Origin of the sequence: Qipengyuania sp. NPDC077410 (genome assembly GCF_044543405.1) — a bacterium.
GTDB lineage: Bacteria > Pseudomonadota > Alphaproteobacteria > Sphingomonadales > Sphingomonadaceae > Qipengyuania > Qipengyuania pacifica.
Genome location: NZ_JBITWB010000002.1, coordinates 152,043 through 176,221, shown reverse-complemented (window position 1 = coordinate 176,221; position 24,179 = coordinate 152,043). Strand labels below are relative to the sequence as shown.

Below are 24,179 nucleotides of genomic sequence, written 5' to 3'. Positions count from 1 at the left end.
ACCGCGCGCGTTAGCGGTGCGGGGGGCCTGCTTCAAGCGGCATCGCGCATCAGTCCAGCGGCGGGCCGAAAGGCTGGCCGTCGACGACGATGTAGCGGCGCTCGACCGGGCGCACTTCCAACACGGAATCGGCGGAAATCGGGGGCGTTGGCGCAGGAGGCGGCGCTTCGGTGAGAGGGCCGGAAGCGGGCACTTTGAGGCGGGTATAGGTGGAGCCCTGCAGCAGGGCGACCTGCCGCGTACCGCCAATTTCGCCCAAATCGACACCGATACACATGTCAAAACAACTGTATGAATGGTCCCGAACATACGCTTGGAGGCGCGACTCAAGCGCTGGATCGTCGAAAGTCATGCGAAGTTCCCGATCGGGATCGGTCCGCCCGTAATAACGGGTCGTCCGAGCGGCAGCGGCCTGCGCCAGTTCCCCCACCTGCCCGCTGCGTTTGGCAAGGCGAGCCAGCGCCTGCCGGCCAGCGTCACCGAAATCCCAGCGCAAGGCAGCGAAATCGAAGTCTTCAACAGTGACCGCCCCCGATTCGAGCCGGGCGAGCTGGTTGCGCGTGGAGATCGCCCCGAAATCGAACAGCGGCAGGGCAAGGATGAAGGCGAGCACGCAGGTGCCGACCGCAAGGTGCATATTGGCGGTTCGCACGCCGTCCATCCAGCCGGCCATGGCCCCGGCCATCCGGCCGCGGATCGGAGCGATGAAATAGGCGACACCGTAAGCCACCGCCACCGCCACCGCGACGACGCCCCACAGCCGTTCCGGGCTGAGGCCGTATTCGGAGATACGCGTGCCGGTGGAGATCGCGGCGAGCAGCGCCAGCGGAAGGATCGCCAGCGCGAGCACCAGCGCGGCCCAGCGCAGCACGCGGTTGCCGCTCGCTTCGGCATCGCCATTGCGGACCACGGCATTGACGAGCACGAAACAGGCCGCGGCGAATGAGAGCAGAAGCGGCGTGGGGCTTTCGGTCGCGTTCCACAGCACCGAAATGCCGCTGGCCACGACGGCCAGCAAGAATATGACGAGCGCGACCGCCAGCGGCACGGCGATGATCGAGAAGACCAGCATCACGACCGATTGCAGCGTGCCGATGATCCTGAGCTGGTTGCGCAACACGCCGAGTGCGGCGCCGAATGCAGCGCCCGAAAACATCCAGCCGAACCAGCCCTGATCGACGAGCGTCTTCAGGACATCGATCTTAATGGCGGCAAAGAGCTGCGCGAGGAGAAACAGGAGCAGCCACGATAGCCCGACGAAGGCGAGCGCGCCTGCCACGCAAATGGCATCGGTCCAGACATGGAAATGCGTTTCATCGTAGGAGGTGCGCCAGCGCCAGCGATGAAAACCGGCCTGGAACAGCGGCAGCGCAAGCGCGATGGCGACGATCCCGGCAGCGAACCAGAACGGCGCATCGACATGGGTTTCGCTGGCCAGTGCGACGCGCCAGGCGATCCCGCCCATGATCAGCGCCACGACGGCGGCAAAGGCGAGCGGCTGTTTCCAGCGGCCGCGATCGACGGTGAAAGCGAGAGCGAGCGACCCGAAGGCCAAAGCAGCGGTCAGCGCGGCACGCCACGGCGCCCACACATCCGCATTCCATTCGGCAAGGAAATATACACCGAGGCCCGCCAGCCCCAGGAGGGCGGCAAGGCCCCACGGGCGAAGCGGCCAGTCGGAATGGAGGGAGGACGTATTCGGATCGCCGGGCTGGCTCATGCGACCTCCCCCGTATCGGTTATTCGGCGGGCGGCGGCACCGGCTGGCCGGGTTCGCCCGGCTGGCCCTGCTGCTGCTGGCCCATCATCTGCTGGAGCGCATTGGCACGGGCCTGGAAATCGTCCCGGCTCATGAAATCGACGACTTCGACATCGAAGGTCAGATCGGCATTGGGCGGGATCGGCGAACCGGGAGGCGGTTCGGCGCCATAGGCCTGTTCCGCCGGAATGGTGAGGACGTAGCTGCCGCCCTTCTGCATCTGCGTCAACCCTTCGATGAAGCCATCGATGATCGCCCCTTCTTCGAGCAGCAGCGGATTACCTTCCGGAAACAGGCCGGGCGGGATCGGCAGCGGCTGCGAGCGATCGAATTCGGTCCCGTCGGCAAGCTTGCCGACATATTTCACGAACACCACGTCGCCCATTTTTGGCGAATCGCCCGTGCCAGCGGTTACCGTTTCGACATCCAGCCCCTTGGGAATGGCGGCCCAGGCAAGGCCGGCACCCAGCAAAACGGCCACCGCGACGCCAAGCCAGAGCTTGGTCAGCGAGCCTTTCTTGATGGGCTGGAGAGGAACGCGGGTAATCTCGGTCATGAAAAAGTGTCCTGATACGCAAAGGGCGCGGATTTCTCCGCGCCCTCATGGCTTAGCTTCGTGGCAGCCGCAATAGCGACTTACTTGATGCCGTCGCGTTCCATGCGCTTACGTTCCATCTTGCGGGCGCGGCGAACGGCAGCAGCCTTTTCACGGGCGCGCTTTTCGCTGGGCTTTTCGTAGTGGCGGCGCAGCTTCATTTCGCGATATACGCCTTCACGCTGCAGCTTCTTCTTGAGCGCACGGAGAGCTTGGTCGACATTGTTATCGCGAACCATGATCTGCATAAACTTCAATACCTCAACTTGCGGGCCAGAGCCCGCGCAGCGGGTTTTGCCTCCTTGAAACGGTTTCGCCAATAGAACGAAATACGCGCCGAATCCGTTCCGGATCGGCTCGAACGGGTGCGCACATACGGATTCGCTCCGTAAATGGCAAGTGTTTGTAGCAATCGCAGATGCGGGCGCGCGCATCGGGATGACGAACGCGCAAATGGCGGCTAAGGGCACCGGCGATGTCCTCCTTTTCTCCCTTCGTCGCAGCGCTGCACGTCTTTCTGGGCGGCGGGGTCGGTGCGGTGCTCCGCTGGCAGCTTGGCCGTGCCATGACAAGCTGGCTGGGCGCCCCGATCATCAGCGTTTTCCCGTTCGCTACGCTTGCCGCCAATGCCGCGGGCAGCCTGTTCATGGGCCTGCTGGCCGGATGGCTGGCGCGCCACGGATCGGGCGGGAGCGAACAGCTGCGCCTGCTGCTGGGCGTGGGCCTGCTGGGCGGCTTCACGACTTTCAGCGCCTTCAGCCTTGAAATGGTGCTGCTGATCGAACGCGGTCAGTACCTGTTCGCCCTGCTTTACGCCTTCCTGTCGATCGCGCTTGGCATCACCGGACTGATGGTAGGCCTTGGTGTAATGAGGATGGCAGGATGAAGACTTCCGACGAAGTGCGCAGTTTCACGGTCGAGGCCGATGACGATGGCATCCGGGTGGACCGCTGGTTCAAGCGCCACCTGCCCCAGGTCGGCTTCGGCACGGTCAGCAAATGGGCCCGCACCGGGCAGGTGCGCGTCGACGGCAAGCGGGTGAAGCCGGACGACCGGCTGGAACAGGGCCAGCAGATCCGCGTGCCCCCGGGCGGCGATGCGCCGCACAAGAAGGAAAAGACCAAGCGCGAGCTGAAGCCTGCCGAAATCGAGCAGGCCGAAGGCATGGTCATCACCAAGACCAAGGGCGCGCTGGTGCTGAACAAGCCGCCGGGCCTTGCCACGCAGGGCGGAACCAACACGTTCAACCACGTCGATGGCCTGCTGGATGCCTATGCTCCGGGTGAGGACGAGGTGCGCCCGCGGCTGGTCCACCGGCTGGACAAGGATACCAGTGGCGTGCTGCTGGTGGCGCGCACACCGGGCAGCGCATCGTTCTTTTCCAAGCGGTTTTCGGGCCGTTCCGCCAAGAAGGTCTATTGGGCACTGGTGATCGGCGTGCCCGATATCCGCGAAGGTGTGATCGAGGCCCCGCTGGCCAAGCAGCCCGGTTCGGGCGGCGAGAAGATGCATGTCGACCATGAAGACGGACAGGCTGCGAAAACCAAATATCGCGTGGTCGACAGCGCGGGCAAGAAAGCCGCCTGGCTCGAACTGCAGCCGATGACCGGGCGAACCCACCAGTTGCGCGTCCATTGCGCGGCCATGGGCCATCCGATCGTGGGCGACGGGAAATACGGCGGCAAGGATGCGTTTCTTACCGGAACCATCAGCCGCAAGATGCATCTGCATGCGCGGCGCCTGATCATCGACAGTCCCGATGGCGGCAAGCTGGACGTAACGGCAGAACTGCCCGAACATTTCGCCGCATCGCTCGAACAGCTGGGTTTCGATGTGAACGCCAGCGACGCCACCCCCATGCGCGACGATCCGCCGCCCAAGAGCCGCGAGGAAAAGAAGCAGCAGGCGCGCCAGCACGCGAAAAACTTCCGCAAGTCGCAGCGTTCGCCGCGGCGCGCACGTGGTGCAGCCACCGGCAAGCCGAAGCCCAAGGGCAAGCGCTGATGCATCCCAACCCGCTTTTCAGAAGCGAGGATCATGCGCTGATGCGCGAATGGATCGGCCGGGCGGCGTTCGGCATGGTGTTTCTGACCACGCCCGAAGGGCCGCGGGTTGCCCATACCCCCTTTATCCTGCGCGACGAGAACCGGCTGCAATTCCACCTTGCCCGGGGCAATGCCCTGACCCGTTCGCTGGAAGGAGCAACCGCCCTCGCCCTGATCAACGGCCCAGACGGGTATGTTTCGCCGCGATGGTACGACAACCGCGACACGGTGCCGACCTGGGATTATGTCGCGATCGAGATGGAAGGCCCGGTGCGGCGCATCGCGGATGACGAACTCGACACGTTGCTTTACGATCTGATCGACACGCACGAACACCGCATCGAAGGCGATCGCTGGAGCGCCGGGGAGGCGAGCGAGCCGATGTGGAACGGGTTGTTCAAGGCCATCGTCGGTTTCGAAATGGAGGTGCGCGAATGGCGCCCGACCTTCAAGCTATCGCAGAAACGCACCCCGGCAGAGCGCGCGGCGATCATCGCCGGTCTTGCCGGGAACGGTAACGAAGCGCTTGCCGCAGCCATCGGCGGAAATGCCGCATGAGCAGGCTGGTGGTGTTCGATTGTGACGGGACGCTGGTGGATGGCCAGGCCGCGATCTGCGAGACGATGGAACTGGCCTTTACCAGCAATGGGCTGGCCGCACCCGACCGGCACCATGTGCGCCGGATGGTCGGGCTGAGCCTGCCCTATGCGCTGCGCGAACTGGCGCCGGATGTCAGCGACGAACAGCGCCATGCGGTGGTGGAAGCATACAAGACCGGATTTCGCGACCTGCGCCAGTCGGGCGGACTGCGCGAGCCGCTGTTTGCCGGAATTGCCGAATTGATCGAGGAACTGGCGGCCGAAGACTGGCTGCTGGCCGTGGCGACGGGCAAGAGCGATCGCGGCCTGCATTCATGCCTCGACACGCATGGCATCCGCCATCGCTTCACTTCATTGCAGACGGCCGACCGCCATCCATCCAAGCCCCACCCGGCGATGCTGGAAGCCGCCCTGGTCGAAGCGGGAGTGGCGCCGGGCGAGGCCGTGATGATCGGCGATACGAGTTTCGACATGGAAATGGCGGTGGCCGCGGGCGTGCGGGCGATCGGCGTTTCGTGGGGCTATCACGAAGCGCAGGAACTGATCGACACCGGGGCCAGCGCGGTGGCCGATACGGCAGCGCAATTAGGAGAGATGATCCGTGGACCAGCATGATCCCGCCAAAACCCGGTTCCTTGCGATTCAGGCCATGCGCCTGTCCGGCCTGTTGCTGGGCGTGGTCGGGGCCTTGATCCTGGGCGAAGTCCTGCCGTTCCCTGAAATGCTCGGTTACCTGTTCATGGCGCTGGGGCTGGTGGGCGTTTTCATCGTGCCGACCACGCTCGCCAAGCGGTGGAGCAGCCGCAAGTGAAGCGGTTTTACAAGGACGTTTCCGTCGACGAAGTGGATGGCGGCTGGCAGGTTTCGCTGGATGGCCGGGCCATCCGAACGCAGGGCAGCAAGCAGCCGCAGATCGTGCCGAGCCGCGTTCTGGCGAATGCGCTGGCGAGCGAATGGCAGGATCAGGGCGACAAGATCGACCCCGGGCTGTTCCTGTTTCGCGATCACGCGGATTTCGCCATCGACATCGTCCGGGCGGACCGGGACGCGGCGATCGACAAGCTGATCGGTTATGCCGAGACCGACACGCTGTGTTACCGCGCCGATCCCGAAGATGCGCTGTATCGCCATCAGCAGGACCGGTGGGAGCCGCTGGTCGAACATCTGGAAAACCGGTTCGGCATGCGGTTCCAGCGCGTGAGCGGGATCGTCCATCGCCCGCAGGCGGAAGAAACGCTGGCGGCGCTGCGCCATCATCTGGAAACGCTGGACGATTTCGCGCTGGCCGGCGTGACGGCCATGGCATCGCTTGCCGCGTCGCTGTGCATTGCGCTGCTGGCGAGCGAGGAAGCCGTCAAAGATCCCATGGCATTGTGGCGGGACGCCAACCTCGAGGAAGAATGGCAGGCCGACAGGTGGGGCCGGGACGAGGAAGCGGAAGCCGTCCGTAAACGCCGGGCCGACGATTTCTCGGCCGCGCAGGTTTTTACGACGCTGGCCGCGACGCGTTAAGCGCCCTGGCCGACCCAGTCGGCGATCTGCCCGGCGACATCATTGGCCGCCTGATTGAGCGCCGGACCGACGAAGGCCGTTTCCGGCGCTGCAACGGGAACGCGCGATTCGAACCGCCGCGTCGTCACATTGGACGAAGCGCCGTTGCGGACCGCATCGAACACGACCACCACATCCCTGCTGCGCGCGTCATAGCCGAAGCTGCGCAGCGTGCCGTGCAACCGGTCGATTGCGCCGACGCCCGGATCGTCACCATCGACGACCATGCGGCCGGTACGCGAACGGATGGTTTCGGCAACCAGCTGACCGAACAGGCGCGCGGGCCGATCGACCCATACGGCATCCTGCAGATAGGCCAGTTCGGTGTCGGTCACCTGGACCGGAACGCGGGTCACATCGATCGCCTTGGTCGATCCGAATTCGACCAGCGCGATGGCGTTGCTTTGCGACATGGGCGCGCCTGCCCCGGCCGGAACCGTTGCGGTGGGCGTCAGCGTCAGCAGGCTGTCGGGCGCTTCGCCGCCGAAGCTGAGGCAGCCGCCCAGCAGCAGCGCCGGAGCCAGCGCGGCAAGTTTAATGGTGCTTTTCATGCTCAGGCCCCTCACGGCTTGTAATCAGGCAATGGCTGGCTCGACAGCAGCGAACCTGCACCCTTTTCGTCGATCTTCTCGGTCACGTCGCGCAGCGCCTTGCTTGTGGCGCGCAGATCGCGCAGCGTCGCCTCTGCCGCGGGCAGCGTGCTTTCGGTCAGCTGCTTGGTCGCGGGGCGGGCATCGTTCAGCGTGTCTTCCAGCGCCTTGGCCGCACCGCTGGCGGATTCCAGCGTCGAGCGAAGATCGCGGGCGATGGCTTCGCCTTCCTGGTTGATGATGCGATCGGTCGAACGGGTGACCGTTTCGAACTGGTCGAGCGCTTCCGCCGCTTCGCGCAGCGTCACCTGGAGTTCCGCCATCGTGCGCTCCATCTGCGGGGCCGCATCGGCGAAACCGGCGCTGGCGGCATTGGCATTGGCGAGGATCTGCGAAATCTGTTCCTGGTTGCGATCGCTGAGCAGGACGGTCAGCCGCTCGGTCAGCGTGGCCAGCCGTTCCAGCAGCAGCGGCGCGCTGGCAAGCACGGCGCCGAAGCCACCGCCTGCCGTGGGCGGAATGATCGGCACGCCTTCGGTGCAGGCGGTCGTCTCGCACGAAATCGGCGGCGCACCGGTGCGCGCGCCATCGAGCGTGATGGTCGATACGCCGGTGAAGCTGCCCTGGATCGTGGCGGTGGTGCCCACGAGAATGGGCACGGTGTCCTTCACCTTGATGCGGACGCGGACGAATTCGGGATCCTTGTCCCACAGTTCGATCTGGGTGACCTGACCGACCGGCACGCCCGAAAAATCGACGCCGCTGCCATTGGCCAACCCCGATACCGACTGCTTGAAGAAGATGTCGTATTCGTCCTGCGCGCCGCCGCCCAGCCTGGCGAGCCAGACGATGAACAGCGCGAGCGCGCCGAGGATCAGCAGCGACACCGCCCCCACCCAAACGTGATTTGCCCGCGTTTCCATTGGTTTCGCCCTATGCCTTGCCCGCAGGCGGTTTGTCCAACGCTTTGACCACGTTCGCCGCGAGCGGCTTGTCCATGTGACTGCGCAGTTCGTCGAGCGCCTGCGCCGTCAGCGCCGCGCGGCCGCGTGGCCCGTTGAAATATTCCTGTATCCAGGGGTGGTCCAGTTCCATCAGATTGGGAACCGTATCGACCGCGATCACCTTCTTGTCCGCCAGCACCGCCACGCGGTCGCAGATTTCGTGCAGCGTATCGAGATCGTGCGTGATGAGGAACACGGTGAGACCCAGCGTTTCCTTCAGCTCGCGCGTAAGGTTGTCGAACGCCGCCGCCCCGATGGGGTCGAGCCCCGCGGTCGGTTCGTCCAGGAACAGCAGTTCGGGATCGAGCGCCAGCGCGCGGGCCAGACCGGCGCGCTTCTTCATCCCGCCGGACAGTTCGCTGGGATATTTGCTCACCGCCTCTTCCGGCAGGCCCGAAAGGATCGTCTTGTAGCGCGCGATTTCATGGCGCAGCTCGGCATCGATTTCGGGATAGAACTGCTTCAGCGGCACTTCGACGTTTTCGCCCACGGTCAGTGTGCTGAACAGCGCCCCGCCCTGGAACAGCACGCCCCAGCGATTGCGGATGCCGATATCCTGTTCGGGATCGGTGCCGACCACGGAACGGCCGAACACACGGATGTCCCCTTCCGCAGGGTGCTGCAACCCGATGATGGAGCGCATCAGCACCGACTTGCCCGTGCCCGAGCCGCCGACCACGCCGAGGATTTCCCCCCGCCTGACCTTGAGATCGAGATCCTGGTGAATGACCTGATCGCCGAAGCGGTTGGTCAGCCCTTCCACTTCGATCGGATATTCGCCGCGAAAACGCTCGTGGCGCTCGAGCTGCCGGCCGGTTTCGTCCTGTGCCATCAGGCCCACCCGACCTTGGTGAAGAACACCGCGAAGAAGGCGTCGATCACGATCACGGCAAAGATGCCGGTAACCACCGCCATTGTGGTGCGCAGGCCGACGTCTTCGGAATTCCCCTTCACCTGCATGCCGTGATAGCAACCGGCCAGCGCCACGATCAGGCCGAAGACCGGCGCCTTGAGCAGGCCGACCCACAAATCGTAGATCGGGACGACATCCTGAATACGGCTCAGGAAGGTCCAGAACGGTATGCCCAGCATGAACTCCCCGACCACGGCGCCGCCGATGATGGCGACGGCTGCAGCGTAGAAGCCCAGCAGCGGCATCATCAGCACTGCTGCCATGATTCGCGGCACGACCAGCGCTTCCATCGGGGATATGCCGATGGTCTGCATGGCGTCGACTTCCTCGGTCAGGCGCATGGTGCCGATCTGCGCGGCAAAGGCGCTGCCCGAACGGCCCGCGACCATGATTGCGGTCATCAGCACGCCCAGTTCGCGCAGGGTAATCCGGCCGACGAGGTTCACGGTCAGCGTTTCCGCCCCGAACTGCGCCAGCTGCACGGCCCCCTGCTGCGCAATGACGATCCCGATCAGGAAGCTCATCAGCCCCACGATCGGCAGGGCCGAAATACCCACCAGTTCCAGCTGGCGGACCAGCGCCAGCCAGCGGAACCGCTTGGGATGGCGGATCAGGCTGCCGATGGACAAAAGCAGCGCGCCCAGAAAGCCGACCACGCCGTAAACGCCCTTGCGGGCATTGAGCATCTTCTGGCCGATCGCTTCGGGTACGCGTTCGAACACCGGCAGGCGCGGAGCGCCGATGTCTTCCTTCGAGCCGGTGTCTTTCAGCGCTTCGATCAGACGTTCCGCCCGCGGGCTCGCCCCGGTCAAGTCGGCGTTGAATTCTCTGGAAATACTGCAGGCCACCCAGGCGCCGACCGTGTCGATTTCGCTGATTGCGGACAGGTCGACCTTGGTTATCTGCCCGTCCAGCGCGCGCAGATCGTGATCGACCTGGCCGATCGTGGACACCAGGAAGGGTCCCGACAGGACGAGCACATTGCCCCCGTCATCCCCTTCGACCAGCTCATATTCGGCAATACCACCCATTGCGGGCGGGTATGAGGGGAAATGAGTCGCTTGCCAAGCGACTATCGCCGCACATCACCTGCAGCGTTGCATCGCAACAAGGGCGCTGGCAAAGGCGACGCCATGAGCACCGAGCTACCGAAAACATTCGATCCCGCCGAAATCGAGGCGCGCTGGTACGCGCATTGGGAAGGAGAGGGCCTGTTCCGCCCCGACCGCCCGCAGGCCGAACCCTATACCATCGTCAACCCGCCGCCCAATGTGACCGGCAGCCTGCATATCGGCCACGCGCTCGACAACACCCTGCAGGACGTGATGATCCGTTACGAACGGCTGCGCGGCAAGGATGCGTTGTGGGTGGTCGGCACCGATCACGCAGGCATTGCCACGCAGATGGTGGTGGAACGCCAGCTCGAGGCCAGTCAGGACAAACGCACCAATTATTCGCGCGAGGATTTCATCGCGAAGGTGTGGGAATGGAAGGAAGAAAGCGGCGGCACGATCACCCGCCAGCTGCGCCGTCTGGGTTGTTCGATGGACTGGTCGCGCGAACAGTTCACGATGGACGATCATTTTTCGCAGGCCGTGCTCAAGACCTTCGTCGACCTGCATAATGACGGGCTGATCTATCGCGACAAGCGGCTGGTCAACTGGGATCCCAAGCTGAAGACGGCGATTTCCGATCTCGAGGTCGAGACGCAGGATGTGAAGGGCAGTTTCTGGCACTTCAGATATCCGCTCGAAGACGGTGTGACGCTGGCCGACGGGCGCGATTACATCGAAGTCGCCACCACGCGGCCCGAAACCATGCTGGCCGATATGGCGGTTGCCGTGCATCCCGATGATGCGCGTTACGCATCGGTCGTGGGCAAGCATGTCGTGCTGCCCATCACCGGCCGCCGCGTGCCCATCGTCGCGGACGAACATGCCGATCCCGAACTCGGTTCGGGCGCGGTCAAGATCACGCCGGGCCACGACTTCAACGATTTCGAAGTCGGCAAGCGCGCCGGGTTCAAGCCAGCCGACATGCTCAACATGCTCGATGGCGAAGCCAATGTCTGCCAGACAGCGGACGGGCTGGTGCCGGAGGAATTCCTCGGCCTTCACCGCTTCAAGCGCGAGGGCGTGGACGGCGCCCGCGAACTGGTCGTCCGGCGACTGAAGGAACTGGATTGCCTCATTCCGCATGTCACGAAGGACAAGGAAGGCAACGCTGTCGAGCACGATGCCGAACCGCGCACCATCGCGACGCCGTTCGGCGACCGCGGCGGCGTGGTGATCGAACCCTGGCTGACCGACCAGTGGTATGTCGATGCCGAAACGCTGGCGAAGAAGCCGATCGAGGCCGTGAAGAGCGGCGCAGTCGAAATCGTCCCGAAAAGCTGGGAGAAGACCTTCTTCAACTGGATGGAAAACATCCAGCCCTGGTGCGTCAGCCGCCAGCTCTGGTGGGGTCACCGGATCCCGGCGTGGTATGACGCCGACGGCAAAGCCTATGTCGCGATGACGCAAGAAGAGGCGCAGGCACAGGCTGGCGACGGCATCGCGCTGACCCGCGACGAAGACGTCCTCGACACCTGGTTCTCTTCCGCGCTGTGGCCGTCCGCCACCCTCGGCTGGCCGGACAAGACCGATCTCGTCGAAAAGCACTACCCCAACAGCCTGCTGATCTCCGGCTTCGACATCCTGTTCTTCTGGGATGCCCGGATGATGATGATGGGGCAGTACAACACCGGCCAGAACCCCTGGCCCAGGCTCTATCTCCACGGCCTTGTCCGCGCGGCAGACGGGCAGAAGATGTCCAAGTCCAAGGGCAATGTCGTCGATCCGCTGGGCCTGATCGACCAGTACGGCGCCGATGCGCTGCGCTTCTTCATGGCGGCGATGGAAAGCCAGGGCCGCGACATCAAGATGGATGACAAGCGGATCGAGGGATACCGCAATTTCGCGACCAAGCTGTGGAATGCCACGCGCTTCTGCCAGTCCAACGGGATCGTCGGCGGCATCGGCGATCATACCGGCCCGGGGCTATCCCCCAAGCTGGCGGTCAATCGCTGGATCATCGGCGAAGTCATCGAAACCAGGGACGCGCTCGACAAGGCGCTGGCCGAACTGCGTTTCGATGCGGCCGCGAACACGATCTACCACTTCGTGTGGGACCGGTTCTGCGACTGGTACATCGAACTGATCAAGGGCAATTTCGATGACGAGACGAAGGCGGTAGCCGGCTGGGCGCTCGACCAGATCCTGGTCATGCTGCACCCGTTCATGCCCTTCATCACCGAAGAGCTGTGGTCCAAGCAGGCCGAACGCGCCGATTACCCGCTGATCACTGCGCAATGGCCCGATCCGCAGGCCGAGATCGACGCGGCGGCCAAGGCGGAAATCGACTGGCTGATCGCGCTGACCAGCGCGGTGCGTACCGCCAAGAACGAACTGGGCATTCCGCCGGGCGCGAAGCTCGAAGCTTTCTGCCCGGCGCCCAGCACGCTGGCGAAATCGGTGGTCGAGGCCAATGGCGCAGCGATCGAGCGGCTTGCCCGCCTGACCCCGATCCACATGGCCGATGCCCCCGCCGGTGCCGCCATGCAGATCGCAGCCGGCGAGGATGCCTTCGTGATCCCGCTTGAAGGTGTGATCGACATTGCGTCCGAGAAAGCCCGCCTTTCCAAGGCGCTCGAAGCGTCCACCAAGGAAGCCAAGTCGCTCGAAGGGCGTCTGTCCAACGCGAACTTCGTCGATCGCGCCAAGCCCGAAGCGGTCGAAAAGGCCCGCGCCGATCACGCCCATCACACCGCAGAGGTCGAACGCCTGACTGCTGCGCTGGCGCGGCTGGGGTAAGGTAGCTCTTTCCTACACGGGGACATTTTGCCTATGCCGGGGATATGAATCCCCGGCCCATCCGTATCTGCGCGAAACGCATGTGGGAAATCATCGTGACAGGGCCTGCGCGAAAGGTGACACCTTCGAATTGGGGAAAGCCAACTTTCCTGTTTTCTCACAATAATTTGAGCGCAGCGTCGCGGCCTGCCGGAGTTTTTATTTTGCATGGGGTCGGTGTAAACCCGTCAGGACTGGCATGGCGCTGATACTCGCGACCGACGATGAAGGCGGGCCGGAAATTTTCGCGTCGGTTCAGGGCGAAGGGCCGAGCATGGGCATGCCGGTCGCCTTCATGCGCCTGTCGCGCTGCAACCTTGCCTGTGTGTGGTGCGACACCGCCTATACCTGGCATTTCCAGGGCGACGAACGCCCCCATCGCGGCGGCGTGGAATACGACCGCAAGGCCAACCAGCTCTCGCTGCCGGAAGATGAAGTCGCCGCGCGCATCACGGCGCTGGGGCAAAGCCGCCTTGTCATAACCGGGGGCGAACCCTTGCTGCAGGCCCCTGCCCTTGGCCGCCTGCTCGAGCTGTTGCCCGATGTGTCGGTCGAGATCGAAACCAACGGGACCACCAGGGCCCCCGCCCCGCTCGATATCCGCATCGACCAGTTCAACGTCAGCCCCAAGCTGGCGCATAGCGGCAATCCCGCCGAACTGGCGCTGCTGCCCGAACGGCTCGATGCCTATGCCACCGATCCGCGCGCGTGGTTCAAATTCGTGATCGCGGAACCCGCAGACGTCGACGAGGTCCTGGCGCTGCGCGACCGGTACCGCTTCAGGCCCGGCCATGTGTTCCTGATGGCCGAAGGCACCGATAGCGAGACCTTGCGCGAGCGCGAGAAATGGCTCGCGCCGCTCTGCGTGCGCCATGGTTTCCGGTTGAGCGACCGCCTGCACATCCACCTGTTCGGAGACACACGGGCCACATGAGACCGCCGACGCCAGCCAAGCCGCGCGATCTGACCAGCGGACCGGTTCTCAAGACACTGGTCCTGTTCAGCCTGCCCACGCTCGCATCCAATCTGCTCCAGTCGCTCAACGGCTCGGTCAATTCGATCTGGGTCGGGCGGCTGCTGGGTGAAGCGGCACTGGCTGCAACCGCCAATGCCAATATCATCATGTTCCTCACCTTCGCCGCCGTCTTCGGTTTCGGCATGGCGGCAACGGTCAAGATGGGGCAGGCGTTCGGTGCATCCGATACCGATCAGGCGCGGCGGACATTCGGCACCGCCATGGGGTTCTGCCTTACGCTCGCGCTGATTGTGGCGATTGCAGGCTGGCTGGCATCGCCCGCCCTGCTGCAGGCGCTGGGCACACCGGAACAGGCCTACACGCTCGCTTTGTCATATCTGCGCGTCATCTTCATCGCGATCCCCGGTTCCATGGCCACGGTGATGATCGCCATGGGCCTGCGCGGTTCGGGGGATGCGCGAACGCCCTTCATTTTCATGGCGCTGACGGTCGTGCTCGATATCGTGCTCAACCCGCTGCTGATTGCCGGGATCGGCCCCTTCCCGCGGCTTGGTATTGCCGGGTCGGCGCTGTCCACCGCGATCGCGGGCTATGTGTCGCTCGCCGGGCTGGTCGCCTATGTCTACTGGCGCGATCTGCCCCTGCGGCTGCGCGGCAGGGAAATTGGCTATCTCATCCCGCGGCGGGCCGAAATGGGCTACATCCTCGGCAAGGGTCTGCCGATGGGGGCGCAGATGCTGCTGGTGTCTTCGGCGGGGATCGTCTTCATCGGCCTCGTCAACCGCGAAGGGCTGCTTGCGGCCGCCGCCTACAGCGCGTCGCTGCAATTATGGACCTATCTCCAGATGCCCGCGATGGCGATCGGTGCCGGGGCCAGTGCCATGGCGGCGCAGGCCATCGGGGCGGGCAAGCTGGACCGGCTGGACCAGATCAGCCGCGCCGGGGTGACCACGAACCTGGTGCTGACCGGCGTCATGACCGCGCTGCTGCTGCTGTTCGACCGCGCGGCGCTGGTTCTGTTCCTGGGTCCCGAAAGTCCTGCCGTGGCGCTGGCCCGCCACATCCAGTTCCTGGCGAGCTGGAGCTTCATCATCTTCGGGGTGACGATCGTGCTGTTCGGCACCATGCGCGCTGGCGGCGTCGTCTATGCGCCGCTGATCGTGCTGGGGATCGCGCTGTTCCCGGCGCGGCTCGGCTTCTACTACGCTCTGGTCGACACGCTGGGACAGGATGCCCTGTGGCTGAGCTTCCCCTTCGGCTCCTTCGTCGGCGTTGCGCTGGCGATCGTCGCCTATCGCCGCAAGGGCTGGCGCCTCAAGGCACGCGCCATCTCGCCGGAACGCGCGGCGGAGGAGGTCAATACGAATGGCGAAGCGGTCGGGCGGTTCAAGCCCGACATGTAACGCCGCGAGATCGAATCAGCCCTGCGAACGCCAGCGCAACACGGTGCGCTGGACGGTTTCCTCTTCGCCGCCGGTCTTGTTCCACAGTTCCACGAAGCTCGGGTCTTCCGATGCCGGGCGCCGCGATTCCTCCAGATTGTCGAAGCTGACGCGCATGGGGATGGCCACGCCCTCGCCGCAGATGATGCATTCGCGATTGCGCAGGGCCGGGATCGCATCGAGGAACCCGCGCGCACCTTCCGGCATGGCGGCCCGCACGAATTCCTGGTCGCGGTCGTTGTTGAGGCGCATCGAAATGATCGTGCCGCATTGCGACAGCACGCCTTCGGCAAGGTCGGACGGACGCTGCGTGATCAGGCCGAGCGAGATGCCGTATTTGCGGCCCTCCTTGGCGATCCGGCTAAGGATGGTGCCGACCGAATTGCCATCGGCATTCTTCTCGTTCGGAACGTAGCGATGCGCTTCCTCGCACACGAGCAGGATCGGCGATGTACGCTCCTCGCGGCCCCAGATGGCGAAGTCGAAGACCAGGCGGCTGAGCACGGCAACCACGGTCGCGGTAATGTCCGAGGGGACGCCCGACACGTCGATGATCGAAATCGGCTTGCCGTTGGATGGCATGCGGAAGATCTTGGCGATGAAATCGGCCATCGTGTCGGCCACCAGCATGCCGGAGAACATGAACTGGTACCGCGGGTCGCCCTTGATCTCGTCGAGCTTGTTCTTGATCCGCATGTAAGGGGCGGAGTTGGTCGATTTGTCGAGCTTGCCCATCCCGTCCTGAATCTCGTTAGACAGGTCGGACAGGAGATAGGGAATGGGGGAATCGACCGTGATCTTGCCCATGCTTTCGGCAAGGCGGCTTTTCTGCCGGGCCTTGAGCAGACAGCGCGCCAGAATGTCTGCATCGACCTGGCGCTCATTGCCGTTGCTGGTGAGCAGCACTTCGCAATGCTCCTCGAAATTCATGATCCAGTACGGCATCTGGAGGTTCGAGACGTCGAGGATCACGCCGGTATGGCGGAACGCCGCCGAATATTCGCCATGCGGATCGATCATGACGATATGCCCTTCGGGCGCCGCCTCGCAGATACGGTGCAGCAACAGGGCCGCGCTGGTCGATTTGCCGGTGCCGGTCGAACCCAGCAGCGCAAAGTGCTTCCCGAGCATGGCATCGATATAGATGCCCGCACGGATGTCCTTCGTGGGATAGACCTTGCCGATCGTTACCGCGCTGCGTCCGTCGCTCGCATAGACCTGCTTGAGGTCCTGCGTCGACGCGGGATAGACCATCCCGCCTGGAACGGGATAGCGTGTCACACCGCGGCGGAAACCATGGAGCTTTCCGGTCAGCTTCTCCTCGATCCCTTCGCCGAGAAAATCGATATTGGCGAGGATGGACCCTGCCTTGCGATCCTGGCGCTGATTGCGAACGCTGGCGAGAAGCCAGCTGTTGCCGACGCGGATCTTGACCTGCGAACCGACCTGTCCGGCCATGGCGATCGATGGATCGTCATCTTCGGTGCACTCGTTGAGGCGTTGCAGGTCGATGGCAATCATCGAACCCGAACCGGCGATCTCCAGCACCACGCCAATGGGTTGGGTGGCATTCTCGCTGACCGGTTCTTCTTCTGCGGTGGCTTCAACCGCATTCGCAGGCTCGCGCTGCGGTGCAAGGCCCGACGGGCGCGGCGGCGCGTCTCCCAGCGTTGGTGTAATGCGTTCGACAGGCGCAATCGGTTCGACAGACACCGGTTGGTCAGATGTCACATCCCCGCAAGGCTGCGGCTGGTGAACATATCCCGAAGGGGACACATATGGAGCGGATTGTTCGGCGCTGCGCCTGATCCGGTCCCGTAGCGAATTGCTGCGCGGCTGCGGCGGCTCTGCGCCATCTTCCATCGCCGGATCGAAGGTACGGTAGTTGGGATTGCCCATTTCGGTCATCGGTCAGCTGTGCCCCACGTATGACGCCCCATTTGCGCCAGCGTATCGCCTGCCCGAAACTGCTTAAGATGTGGTCAACGCCGCCGCGCCAGAAAGGATTACATCAACGCGAACAACCGGCCTGCTGCCCAGCCCATCCCCACGGCAAGAGCGACCGCCATCAGGCCGTAGGCCAGCGACCATTCCTGAGAATATTCCGCTACGAGCCGTTCGAAGCCGACCTTCTTCACTTCGACTTCCGCCTGAGCCGATGCAATGACCCGCCCATCGCGAACAGCGAATGTTTCCGCCGTATATGTGCCGGTAGAGACGCTGGACGGCAGCGAAATGCGCGACTGGTAGAGCACCTGTTCGCTGATCTGAACGCCTTCGAAATCCTGCTTGTAGAGCTGCTGGCGCGTCTTGAGATCGACAAGCCCGGCCTTGAAGCGCGCCTGTTCTTCCGGATCGATCACGCCGCTCGGTGACAACTGGATGTAGTCGGTTCCGAACTCGTAGATCGCGGCGGTCTTCTCGTCGACGATCTCCGATACAGGGCGCGAAGAGGCGACGGCGAAGAACGACGGGACGGAGCGGAAATCGCTGCTCGCCGCATTGACCCACACGCCGACGAAACGCTCCTTCTCGCGCAGTCGAACCGGTTCGGACGGGCCCTTGAGAACCACGACGATATCGTAGTCGCTGCCTGCCGCCCTGCCCAGCGGATCGAGCACCGCGCCGAAAAGCAGCAACTCGGTTCCGGTAAAGCCTTGCCGTACGCGCACTTCATGCTGACTCACTTCGGGCACGAGGATGGGATCCCGCTGACCCATCAGCGCAAAAGCGAAGAGGATGAGAAGAAGCGCCCTCACAACGGATACAGCGTGTAGATTTCGTCCGGCTGATAGAACAGGCCGAGGAACATGCGGAACGCCACGAGCAGGACGATCGCAGCGAGGATAAGGCGCAATATCTCGGGCTTTGCCTTGACCGCGATCTGGGAGCCGATCTGCGCGCCCGTCACCGAACCTACCAGCAGCAGGAACACCAGCACGATATCGACCGCCTTGGTGGTCAGCGAGTGCATGAGAGTTGTGGCCATTGTCACGAACAGAATATTGTAGAGCGAAGTGCCGACGACGACATTTGCGCTCATGCCCAGAATATAGAGCATGGCAGGAACAAGGATGAACCCGCCACCCACGCCCATCAGCATGGTCAGGACACCGACCGCCACGCCCACAACCAGTGGCGCGATCGGGGAAATGTAGAGGCCCGAACGGTAAAAACGCCAGCGCATTGGCAGGCTCGCGATAATGGGGTGGTGCCGCCTTCGAGCCGCCTGCGAACTGCCGGTGCCACGCAGCGTCTGCACCGCTTCGCGTGCCATCAACATGCCAATCGTGCCGAGCAGGATGACGTAGAGCGCACTGATAACCACGTCGATCTGACCGATCGAGCGCAGAAAACGGAAGAGGAGCGCGCCGAATCCGGATCCGACGATACCCCCCGCCACCATGACCATCCCCATGCGATAATCGACACCGCCGCGACCGCCGTGCGCCAGCACGCCGGTGACACTCGCGCCGGTGACCTGCGTCGATGCCGATGCGGCCGCCACGGTCGGTGGGATGCCATAGAAAATTAGCAACGGAGTGGTCAGAAACCCGCCGCCCACACCGAACAATCCGGAAAGAATGCCCGTCAAAGCTCCCAGCGCGACGATCCACAGTCCATTTACGGACAGGTTCGCAATTGGGAGATAGACATCCATGCCCTCGCCCTATCGCAGCGGGGGGACGGTTGGAAGCCGGACTATGTCAGAACCCGGTCGAAAGCGTCAGAACGCCACCATTTCCCGGCGCTGCATTGCCAGCAACACGCACGCGGTAGCCCGCTTCCAGACGAACAGGCGCACCCGCGGCGGATAGATTGAGGGTCACTGCGGGTCCCACATCGACCCGGGACGCCCCTTTCTGGGCGCCGCCCCAGGCGCCCGCTCCAAGCGACAGACCACCCGGACCGAAATTCACCGCCCGGCGTTCCACGACCAGAACGCCATCTGCGAATGGGGTTGCGAAATCGCCGCCGACATAGCCAGCCTGGCCATAGGCTCGCGCCGTCACCTCCATCGGCAGCCTTACCTGCTCGAATCCCCCCGCCACGAAGGCTGCAGGCCTCAATTCGGTTGATCCATCGCGATGCGTCGCCCGCGCTTCAGCGTGAAGATCGATCGGTATCTTCGCGAGAGGGCGGACACGCAGGCCAAGGGCTGTATCCGTCTGTCCGTCGCTGCCGAGATCGCGGTTGGCGCGGAAATATGCCGCTGGTCGGCGGGCGCTGGATCGATCGAGACTATACGCCAGCACAGCGCCGGCCTGACTACCCCCGTAACTGGCCGGCCGCGATCCGCCTTCCGTCGGCAAGGATCTACCCTCTCGCGCGACCAACCAGGCGTCGATCCGCCAGGCCGAGCCCGCCGGTCGAGTATCCTCTCGCACAGAAGAAACTGGTCGATTGGTTGGCTCGGGCAATTGGTCTCGAGTGCTGGCGACCGCCAATTCGCCAAGCGATTCTCCAAGTCGCGGAGCCACCACCTGCTCAAGATGAAGGCTACCAGCCCCCGATCCAGCTTTCCCGCTGCGCACCAGTGCGGCAAATCCAATCTGCTTTAGGCGCCCGGTTTTACGAGCGACGCGGGGAGCGCCGGTGCCACCATTTCCCGCTCGAATGCTCGGCGGACCGAAATTGCCGGTTCGATGATCCGTGTGTCCGGGTGCGCTTTCGATCTTGTCGAGCCCCATCATTACCAGGTCAGGCGTAATGGCTGGTGGCAGCAACGGATTTTCCCACGTCGCCGCGCGCAGTAAAAGCCATCCAGCCGTCAGCAGGCACAGGAACAGAACCGGTTGCCCCTGACGTTGCGCGATCAGATTATGCACCGGCTTTATCGACCGTTTTCAGCAGCGCCGGGTGATCCCAATGTTCCGTCTTATCCCATATCACCGGGGCACCGCGAAGGGTCTTGATGTAGGCTATCAGGGCGCGCCGCCCAGCCATGATCGCAATGATATTCGATACGAAAGTTCGCGGAATGGCGATCAATCCCTGACGCCAGCCATATTCGCGCGCAGTGAAGCAGGCACGCATCAGAAAGCGCATCACCACGCCGAACAGATTGAGCCAGAGCAACGCTGAAAGTAGCGGTGAAACAGCAGGAAGTGCCACGATATGCAGTTCACTCAGCATCATGGATATCGCGGCAAACACGAGCAGCGAATAGGCTAGCACCAGAAGTATGGCGGCGAGCGGCCCGCGCCGGTCGCGAAGCTGCATCCAGAGATCGACCGGCTTCCGGTCCCAGCCCAGCCGGTCCCACCCCTGCAAGGCGATGCCGTGCATCCAGCGCGTCTTCTGACGCACCGATTCGTCGCGGCCGGTTGGGAAAAACGCGCGCGTCGCAATCAAGCGGCCATCGCAGCCGCGTACGCGAATGAACCGACCTCGTCCTCCAGCCTGGGCGATCTTGAGACCGAGTTCGTAGTCTTCGGTAAGGGATTCTCGCGCAAAAGGGCTGCCGCCTTCCCGCGCCGCCAAGGCTGCCAAAGCATTGCGCGCGATCCCGCAGCCGACACCGGCACCTGGGATGGCTGCCCCCAATGCGTCTCTGACAACCAGAGCCTTGCCATGCGATTCTGCGAATTCATCCGAATAATGCGAGCCGATCCACGGCGAACGATGCTGCGGGAGGGCGAGCACCGGAAGCTGCACGAACTGTGCGTGCCATAGCGCCTGATCCAAAAGGGAAAGCGCGGCGGGATCGACCATGTCTTCCGCATCGTGCAGCACGACCATGGAGGCTTTCTGTCCGGATCGCACCTCATCCTCTTCCAGCGCCCGATACAGACGGTTTAGACAGTCAGCCTTCGATGTCGGTCCATCTTCACCGTGAATCACCAGCCGTACGCGCGGATCGCCCCGCGTCGCGGCGATAACGGCCGCCATGGTATAGGGGTCGTTGCGATAACAGCCGACATAGATGGTCACTTCCGGCTGCGGCCAGACGTCCAGCATATGCACGAGCGTGGGGCCGATGACGGCTTCTTCGCGCCAGGTCGGAATGAATACGGCAGCAGGGCCGGCTAGGCTTGTAATGGCCTCTGGATCGCCTTCTTTCAGGCGAGGTGTCGCGATACGTCCGGTGAGACGCATCCAGACATAAGTACAGTCGAGAGCGAACTCGTCGATCATGCCGAGTGCAAAGAATGCTGCCGCGAACAGCAGTAATTCGTGCTGCACGAGCACGAACCATTCCGCGAAAGTAAACGACCCCAGTACCATACGGCACCCCCTGCCTATTTCGTTAACCTCCGCTTTCAAGACTTGCAACATGGGACGCTTTACGGGAGAGAGCGTCGCCAAGATGAACCAACGTCCTTCAGGAATCCGCCTCGTATTTGCCCCCGTTCGCGCGCTTTTCGTCAGCGACGCATCGGCCGGCATCCTGCTTATCCTCGTGGCGATCGCCGCGATGCTGGCGGCCAACTCGCCGCTTGCAGGTGAATACGAGCAGCTTTTCTACGGCGAATTGCCCTGGACGCCGATCCCAAAGCTCTACGACATGCATTTGTGGATCAACGACGGGCTCATGGCGCTGTTCTTCTTCGTCGTCGGACTCGAAGTTAAGCGCGAATGGATAGAAGGACAGCTATCGACCGCTGAATCCCGCCGCCTGCCAATTCTTGCAGCGGTTGCGGGCATGGCAGTCCCTGCCCTGGTCTATGTCGGCGTGGTCGGCGGCGATGCCGAACTGATGCGCGGCTGGGCAATTCCGGCGGCGACGGACATAGCCTTTGCCATGGGCGTACTTGGTCTGTTGGGGAACCGCTGCCCGGCATCGCTGCGCCTTTTCCTCCTGACCGTTGCGATCGTCGACGATATCGGCGCCGTGATGGTCATAGCTCTGTTCTATACCGCGCAGATCAAACTCGGCTGGCTCGCTGCTGCCGGCGCGGTAGTCCTGGCCATGATGGTCCTGAACAAGATGCGCGTGGCACGATATTGGCCGTATATCCTGCTCGCGCTGGTCCTGTGGTACTTCGTCCTCAATTCGGGGATCCATGCCACCATCGCGGGCGTCGTCGCGGCGCTGTGCATTCCCATGGTCGGCCCCGACGACCAGACCATGGTCGAGCGTATGGAACACGGGCTTGCCCCGTGGAGCGCCTACCTGATCGTTCCGGTATTCGGCTTTGCCAACGCCGGAGTGCCGCTCGCCGGCATGGGTCTGGAACAGGTCTTCGCCCCGCTCCCGCTTGCGATCGCGGCCGGCCTGTTCGTCGGCAAGCAGATCGGGATATTCTCGGCGATCTTCGTTGCCGACAAGATCGGCTTCGCGCCACGGCCGGATCAGGCTAGCTGGCCCGAAATATGGGGAGTTTCCATCCTGTGCGGGATCGGCTTCACCATGTCGCTGTTCATCAGCGGGCTTGCCTTTACCGGCCAGCAATTGCTGATCAACGAGGCGAAGATCGGAATCCTCCTCGGCTCGCTGATCTCGGCAATAGTCGGCTACACCATCCTGCGCATGTCCGCGCAGCATCCCGACGATATGCGCTCCCCATATATCGACTGACGCGGCTTACCAGCTCCCGGTATTTTCCATGCTTGCCCAAGGCTCGCATGGCTCGAGAGATCCGTCCTGCAGCAGCTCGATCGAAATGCCGTCGGGCGTCCTGACAAAGGCCATGTGCCCGTCACGCGGGGGCCGGTTGATGGTATGGCCGGCATCCATGATGGCCTGGCAGGTCTTGTAAATATTCTCGACCCGATAGGCGAGATGGCCGAAATTGCGGCCACCCGAATAAGTCTCCGGATCGCTGCCGTCCTGCGGGGGCCAGTTGTAGGTAAGTTCCACTTCCGCGACGCCTTCCTGACCGGGGGCTGCCAGGAAAATAAGCGTGAAGCGACCCGCTTCGTTATCGAAACGGCGCGTTTCTTCCACCCCGATCAGCTTGAAAAACGCTACAGTGGCCTCCGGGTCGGTCACGCGGATCATCGTGTGAAGATATTTGGTCAATTGGAACTCCATTCATCTATATTAAAGCACGGTTCACCGAGCAGAATTTAGGTTGCGCTCCGCCAGACTGGCCAGAGAGGAACGCGATCATGTCCGACGAACCCGAAACGGTAGCGCCAAGTGCCACGCACAGGCGCGGGGATGCAACTTTGAAACGCTGGATTGCGAGCGCCGGCATACTTTCGGCCGGTCTGTTCATCGGCGGATTCGTCCTCGGCGATGGGCTCGTGCGCATGAAGGCGGCCGAGCGCACAGTGACTGTTCGCGGCCTTGCCGAACGCGAAGTGACCGCGGATCTGGCAACATGGACTTTGTCCTTCGCGTCGACCGCCACAAACTTGCAGAGTGCGCAGGCAAGCACCGATAAAGACGCCGTGGCGGTGCGCGAGTTTTTCGAGCGCATGGGTTTTCCTGCAGAAGCGCTCACGCCTGCCGGGATAAATGTCTCGAACTACACCGACAACGGGACCGTCTTTTACACCGTGCGGCAACGTATCGTTCTTCGGACCGAAGATATCAATCGCGCTCAGCGCGCCGTGCGAAATCAGGCCGAACTGGTCCGTAACGGGGTCGTTCTCGAAGACGGATCGGGTATCAGTTACACCTTTACCGGCCTCAATTCGATCAAGCCCGCAATGGTCGCCGAGGCGACGAAAGATGCTCGCGCCTCTGCCGAACAGTTTGCCCAGGACAGCGGTGCGGATGTTGGGGGCATTCGCAAAGCAACGCAGGGATATTTTTCAATCGAGGCGCGCGATGGCGAAGCGGGCGGCTGGGGCGTGGGCGACACGCCGTTCAAGAAGGTGCGCGTCGTGACGACTGTTGATTTCGCCCTCGATTAGGGGCGAA

At 63.2% G+C, this 24,179-nt stretch carries 24 protein-coding genes; 11 read left to right on the top strand and 13 right to left on the bottom strand.

All coding sequences use genetic code 11. The features are described from left to right. Nucleotides 1-49: 49 nt before the first annotated feature. The 3 genes from ACIGGE_RS08835 to rpsU form a co-directional block, all read right to left on the bottom strand. On the bottom strand, nucleotides 50-1,720 hold the full coding sequence (locus ACIGGE_RS08835; protein WP_397490073.1) for a DUF4153 domain-containing protein: 1,671 nt from the start codon (nucleotides 1,718-1,720) through the stop codon (nucleotides 50-52). Between the two features lie 19 nt (nucleotides 1,721-1,739). Further along, nucleotides 1,740-2,315, bottom strand: a complete 576-nt coding sequence (locus ACIGGE_RS08830) for an FKBP-type peptidyl-prolyl cis-trans isomerase (protein WP_103022528.1) — start codon at nucleotides 2,313-2,315, stop codon at nucleotides 1,740-1,742. A gap of 80 nt (nucleotides 2,316-2,395) precedes the next feature. Continuing rightward, nucleotides 2,396-2,602 carry a 30S ribosomal protein S21 gene (rpsU, locus tag ACIGGE_RS08825; RefSeq protein ID WP_011413239.1) on the bottom strand — a complete coding sequence of 69 codons (207 nt, stop codon included), beginning with the start codon at nucleotides 2,600-2,602 and terminating at the stop codon, nucleotides 2,396-2,398. A 227-nt stretch (nucleotides 2,603-2,829) separates the two neighbouring features. Here rpsU and crcB point away from each other — a divergent pair, with 227 nt between their 5' ends. From crcB to ACIGGE_RS08795, 6 genes are read left to right on the top strand one after another with little or no spacing between them, the layout of a single operon-like run. Beyond that, a complete protein-coding gene (gene crcB, locus ACIGGE_RS08820; RefSeq protein WP_103022527.1) occupies nucleotides 2,830-3,240 on the top strand; it encodes a fluoride efflux transporter CrcB in 411 nt (136 codons plus the stop codon). Next, nucleotides 3,237-4,358 (top strand): RluA family pseudouridine synthase, encoded by a 1,122-nt coding sequence (locus ACIGGE_RS08815; protein ID WP_375245296.1) that lies wholly within the window; start codon nucleotides 3,237-3,239, stop codon nucleotides 4,356-4,358. Before crcB ends, ACIGGE_RS08815 begins: the two co-directional genes overlap by 4 nt. Beyond that, nucleotides 4,358-4,957 carry an FMN-binding negative transcriptional regulator gene (locus ACIGGE_RS08810; RefSeq protein ID WP_397490072.1) on the top strand — a complete coding sequence of 200 codons (600 nt, stop codon included), beginning with the start codon at nucleotides 4,358-4,360 and terminating at the stop codon, nucleotides 4,955-4,957. Before ACIGGE_RS08815 ends, ACIGGE_RS08810 begins: the two co-directional genes overlap by 1 nt. Beyond that, nucleotides 4,954-5,613, top strand: coding sequence for an HAD-IA family hydrolase (locus tag ACIGGE_RS08805; RefSeq protein ID WP_397490071.1), 660 nt, complete (start codon nucleotides 4,954-4,956; stop codon nucleotides 5,611-5,613). The genes ACIGGE_RS08810 and ACIGGE_RS08805 overlap by 4 nt, the downstream gene beginning before the upstream one ends. Next, nucleotides 5,600-5,809: a hypothetical protein gene (locus ACIGGE_RS08800; RefSeq protein ID WP_103022523.1), complete on the top strand. Its 210-nt coding sequence runs from the start codon at nucleotides 5,600-5,602 to the stop codon at nucleotides 5,807-5,809. Before ACIGGE_RS08805 ends, ACIGGE_RS08800 begins: the two co-directional genes overlap by 14 nt. Further along, nucleotides 5,806-6,510 carry an ATP12 family chaperone protein gene (locus tag ACIGGE_RS08795; RefSeq protein WP_397490070.1) on the top strand — a complete coding sequence of 235 codons (705 nt, stop codon included), beginning with the start codon at nucleotides 5,806-5,808 and terminating at the stop codon, nucleotides 6,508-6,510. The genes ACIGGE_RS08800 and ACIGGE_RS08795 overlap by 4 nt, the downstream gene beginning before the upstream one ends. Here ACIGGE_RS08795 and ACIGGE_RS08790 read toward each other — a convergent pair. The 4 genes from ACIGGE_RS08790 to ACIGGE_RS08775 are packed head-to-tail and all read right to left on the bottom strand — an operon-like array spanning nucleotide 6,507 to nucleotide 10,087. Further along, on the bottom strand, nucleotides 6,507-7,100 hold the full coding sequence (locus ACIGGE_RS08790; RefSeq protein ID WP_196846741.1) for an ABC-type transport auxiliary lipoprotein family protein: 594 nt from the start codon (nucleotides 7,098-7,100) through the stop codon (nucleotides 6,507-6,509). The genes ACIGGE_RS08795 and ACIGGE_RS08790 overlap by 4 nt on opposite strands. 11 nt (nucleotides 7,101-7,111) lie before the next feature. After that, nucleotides 7,112-8,062: an MlaD family protein gene (locus ACIGGE_RS08785; protein ID WP_103022520.1), complete on the bottom strand. Its 951-nt coding sequence runs from the start codon at nucleotides 8,060-8,062 to the stop codon at nucleotides 7,112-7,114. A gap of 10 nt (nucleotides 8,063-8,072) precedes the next feature. Next, nucleotides 8,073-8,975 carry an ABC transporter ATP-binding protein gene (locus tag ACIGGE_RS08780; RefSeq protein ID WP_103022725.1) on the bottom strand — a complete coding sequence of 301 codons (903 nt, stop codon included), beginning with the start codon at nucleotides 8,973-8,975 and terminating at the stop codon, nucleotides 8,073-8,075. Beyond that, nucleotides 8,975-10,087, bottom strand: coding sequence for an MlaE family ABC transporter permease (locus ACIGGE_RS08775; RefSeq protein WP_397490069.1), 1,113 nt, complete (start codon nucleotides 10,085-10,087; stop codon nucleotides 8,975-8,977). The genes ACIGGE_RS08780 and ACIGGE_RS08775 overlap by 1 nt, the downstream gene beginning before the upstream one ends. A gap of 102 nt (nucleotides 10,088-10,189) precedes the next feature. Between ACIGGE_RS08775 and ACIGGE_RS08770 the strand changes: the two genes are divergently transcribed. The 3 genes from ACIGGE_RS08770 to ACIGGE_RS08760 all read left to right on the top strand — a co-directional run bounded on the left by ACIGGE_RS08770 (nucleotide 10,190) and on the right by ACIGGE_RS08760 (nucleotide 15,325). Continuing rightward, on the top strand, nucleotides 10,190-12,907 hold the full coding sequence (locus tag ACIGGE_RS08770) for a valine--tRNA ligase (protein ID WP_397490068.1): 2,718 nt from the start codon (nucleotides 10,190-10,192) through the stop codon (nucleotides 12,905-12,907). A gap of 238 nt (nucleotides 12,908-13,145) precedes the next feature. Further along, nucleotides 13,146-13,880: a 7-carboxy-7-deazaguanine synthase QueE gene (locus tag ACIGGE_RS08765; protein WP_397490067.1), complete on the top strand. Its 735-nt coding sequence runs from the start codon at nucleotides 13,146-13,148 to the stop codon at nucleotides 13,878-13,880. Further along, nucleotides 13,877-15,325, top strand: a complete 1,449-nt coding sequence (locus tag ACIGGE_RS08760) for an MATE family efflux transporter (RefSeq protein ID WP_397490066.1) — start codon at nucleotides 13,877-13,879, stop codon at nucleotides 15,323-15,325. The genes ACIGGE_RS08765 and ACIGGE_RS08760 overlap by 4 nt, the downstream gene beginning before the upstream one ends. Nucleotides 15,326-15,340: 15 nt before the next feature. On the opposite strand, the gene ACIGGE_RS08755 is transcribed toward ACIGGE_RS08760, so the two are convergent. From ACIGGE_RS08755 to ACIGGE_RS08735, 5 genes are all read right to left on the bottom strand, one after another. Then, nucleotides 15,341-17,272 carry a helicase HerA domain-containing protein gene (locus ACIGGE_RS08755; protein WP_397490065.1) on the bottom strand — a complete coding sequence of 644 codons (1,932 nt, stop codon included), beginning with the start codon at nucleotides 17,270-17,272 and terminating at the stop codon, nucleotides 15,341-15,343. 98 nt (nucleotides 17,273-17,370) lie between these two features. Then, nucleotides 17,371-18,123 (bottom strand): TIGR02186 family protein, encoded by a 753-nt coding sequence (locus ACIGGE_RS08750; RefSeq protein ID WP_375245302.1) that lies wholly within the window; start codon nucleotides 18,121-18,123, stop codon nucleotides 17,371-17,373. Next, nucleotides 18,120-19,025 (bottom strand): sulfite exporter TauE/SafE family protein, encoded by a 906-nt coding sequence (locus tag ACIGGE_RS08745; RefSeq protein WP_196846745.1) that lies wholly within the window; start codon nucleotides 19,023-19,025, stop codon nucleotides 18,120-18,122. Before ACIGGE_RS08745 ends, ACIGGE_RS08750 begins: the two co-directional genes overlap by 4 nt. A 46-nt stretch (nucleotides 19,026-19,071) precedes the next feature. Then, on the bottom strand, nucleotides 19,072-20,193 hold the full coding sequence (locus ACIGGE_RS08740) for a hypothetical protein (protein ID WP_397490064.1): 1,122 nt from the start codon (nucleotides 20,191-20,193) through the stop codon (nucleotides 19,072-19,074). Beyond that, complete coding sequence (locus ACIGGE_RS08735) at nucleotides 20,186-21,592, bottom strand: glycosyl transferase family protein (RefSeq protein WP_397490063.1); 1,407 nt, start codon at nucleotides 21,590-21,592, stop codon at nucleotides 20,186-20,188. The genes ACIGGE_RS08740 and ACIGGE_RS08735 overlap by 8 nt, the downstream gene beginning before the upstream one ends. 82 nt (nucleotides 21,593-21,674) lie before the next feature. On the opposite strand from ACIGGE_RS08735, the gene nhaA reads away from it, so the two are divergent. Beyond that, a complete protein-coding gene (nhaA, locus tag ACIGGE_RS08730; protein WP_397490748.1) occupies nucleotides 21,675-22,886 on the top strand; it encodes a Na+/H+ antiporter NhaA in 1,212 nt (403 codons plus the stop codon). Between the two features lie 6 nt (nucleotides 22,887-22,892). Here the strand turns inward: nhaA and ACIGGE_RS08725 are convergent, their stop codons facing one another. After that, nucleotides 22,893-23,330 carry a VOC family protein gene (locus tag ACIGGE_RS08725; protein ID WP_397490062.1) on the bottom strand — a complete coding sequence of 146 codons (438 nt, stop codon included), beginning with the start codon at nucleotides 23,328-23,330 and terminating at the stop codon, nucleotides 22,893-22,895. Between the two features lie 89 nt (nucleotides 23,331-23,419). Between ACIGGE_RS08725 and ACIGGE_RS08720 the strand changes: the two genes are divergently transcribed. Further along, entirely contained in the window at nucleotides 23,420-24,172 is a 753-nt protein-coding gene (locus ACIGGE_RS08720; protein ID WP_397490061.1) for an SIMPL domain-containing protein, read from the top strand. Nucleotides 24,173-24,179: the final 7 nt, after the last annotated feature.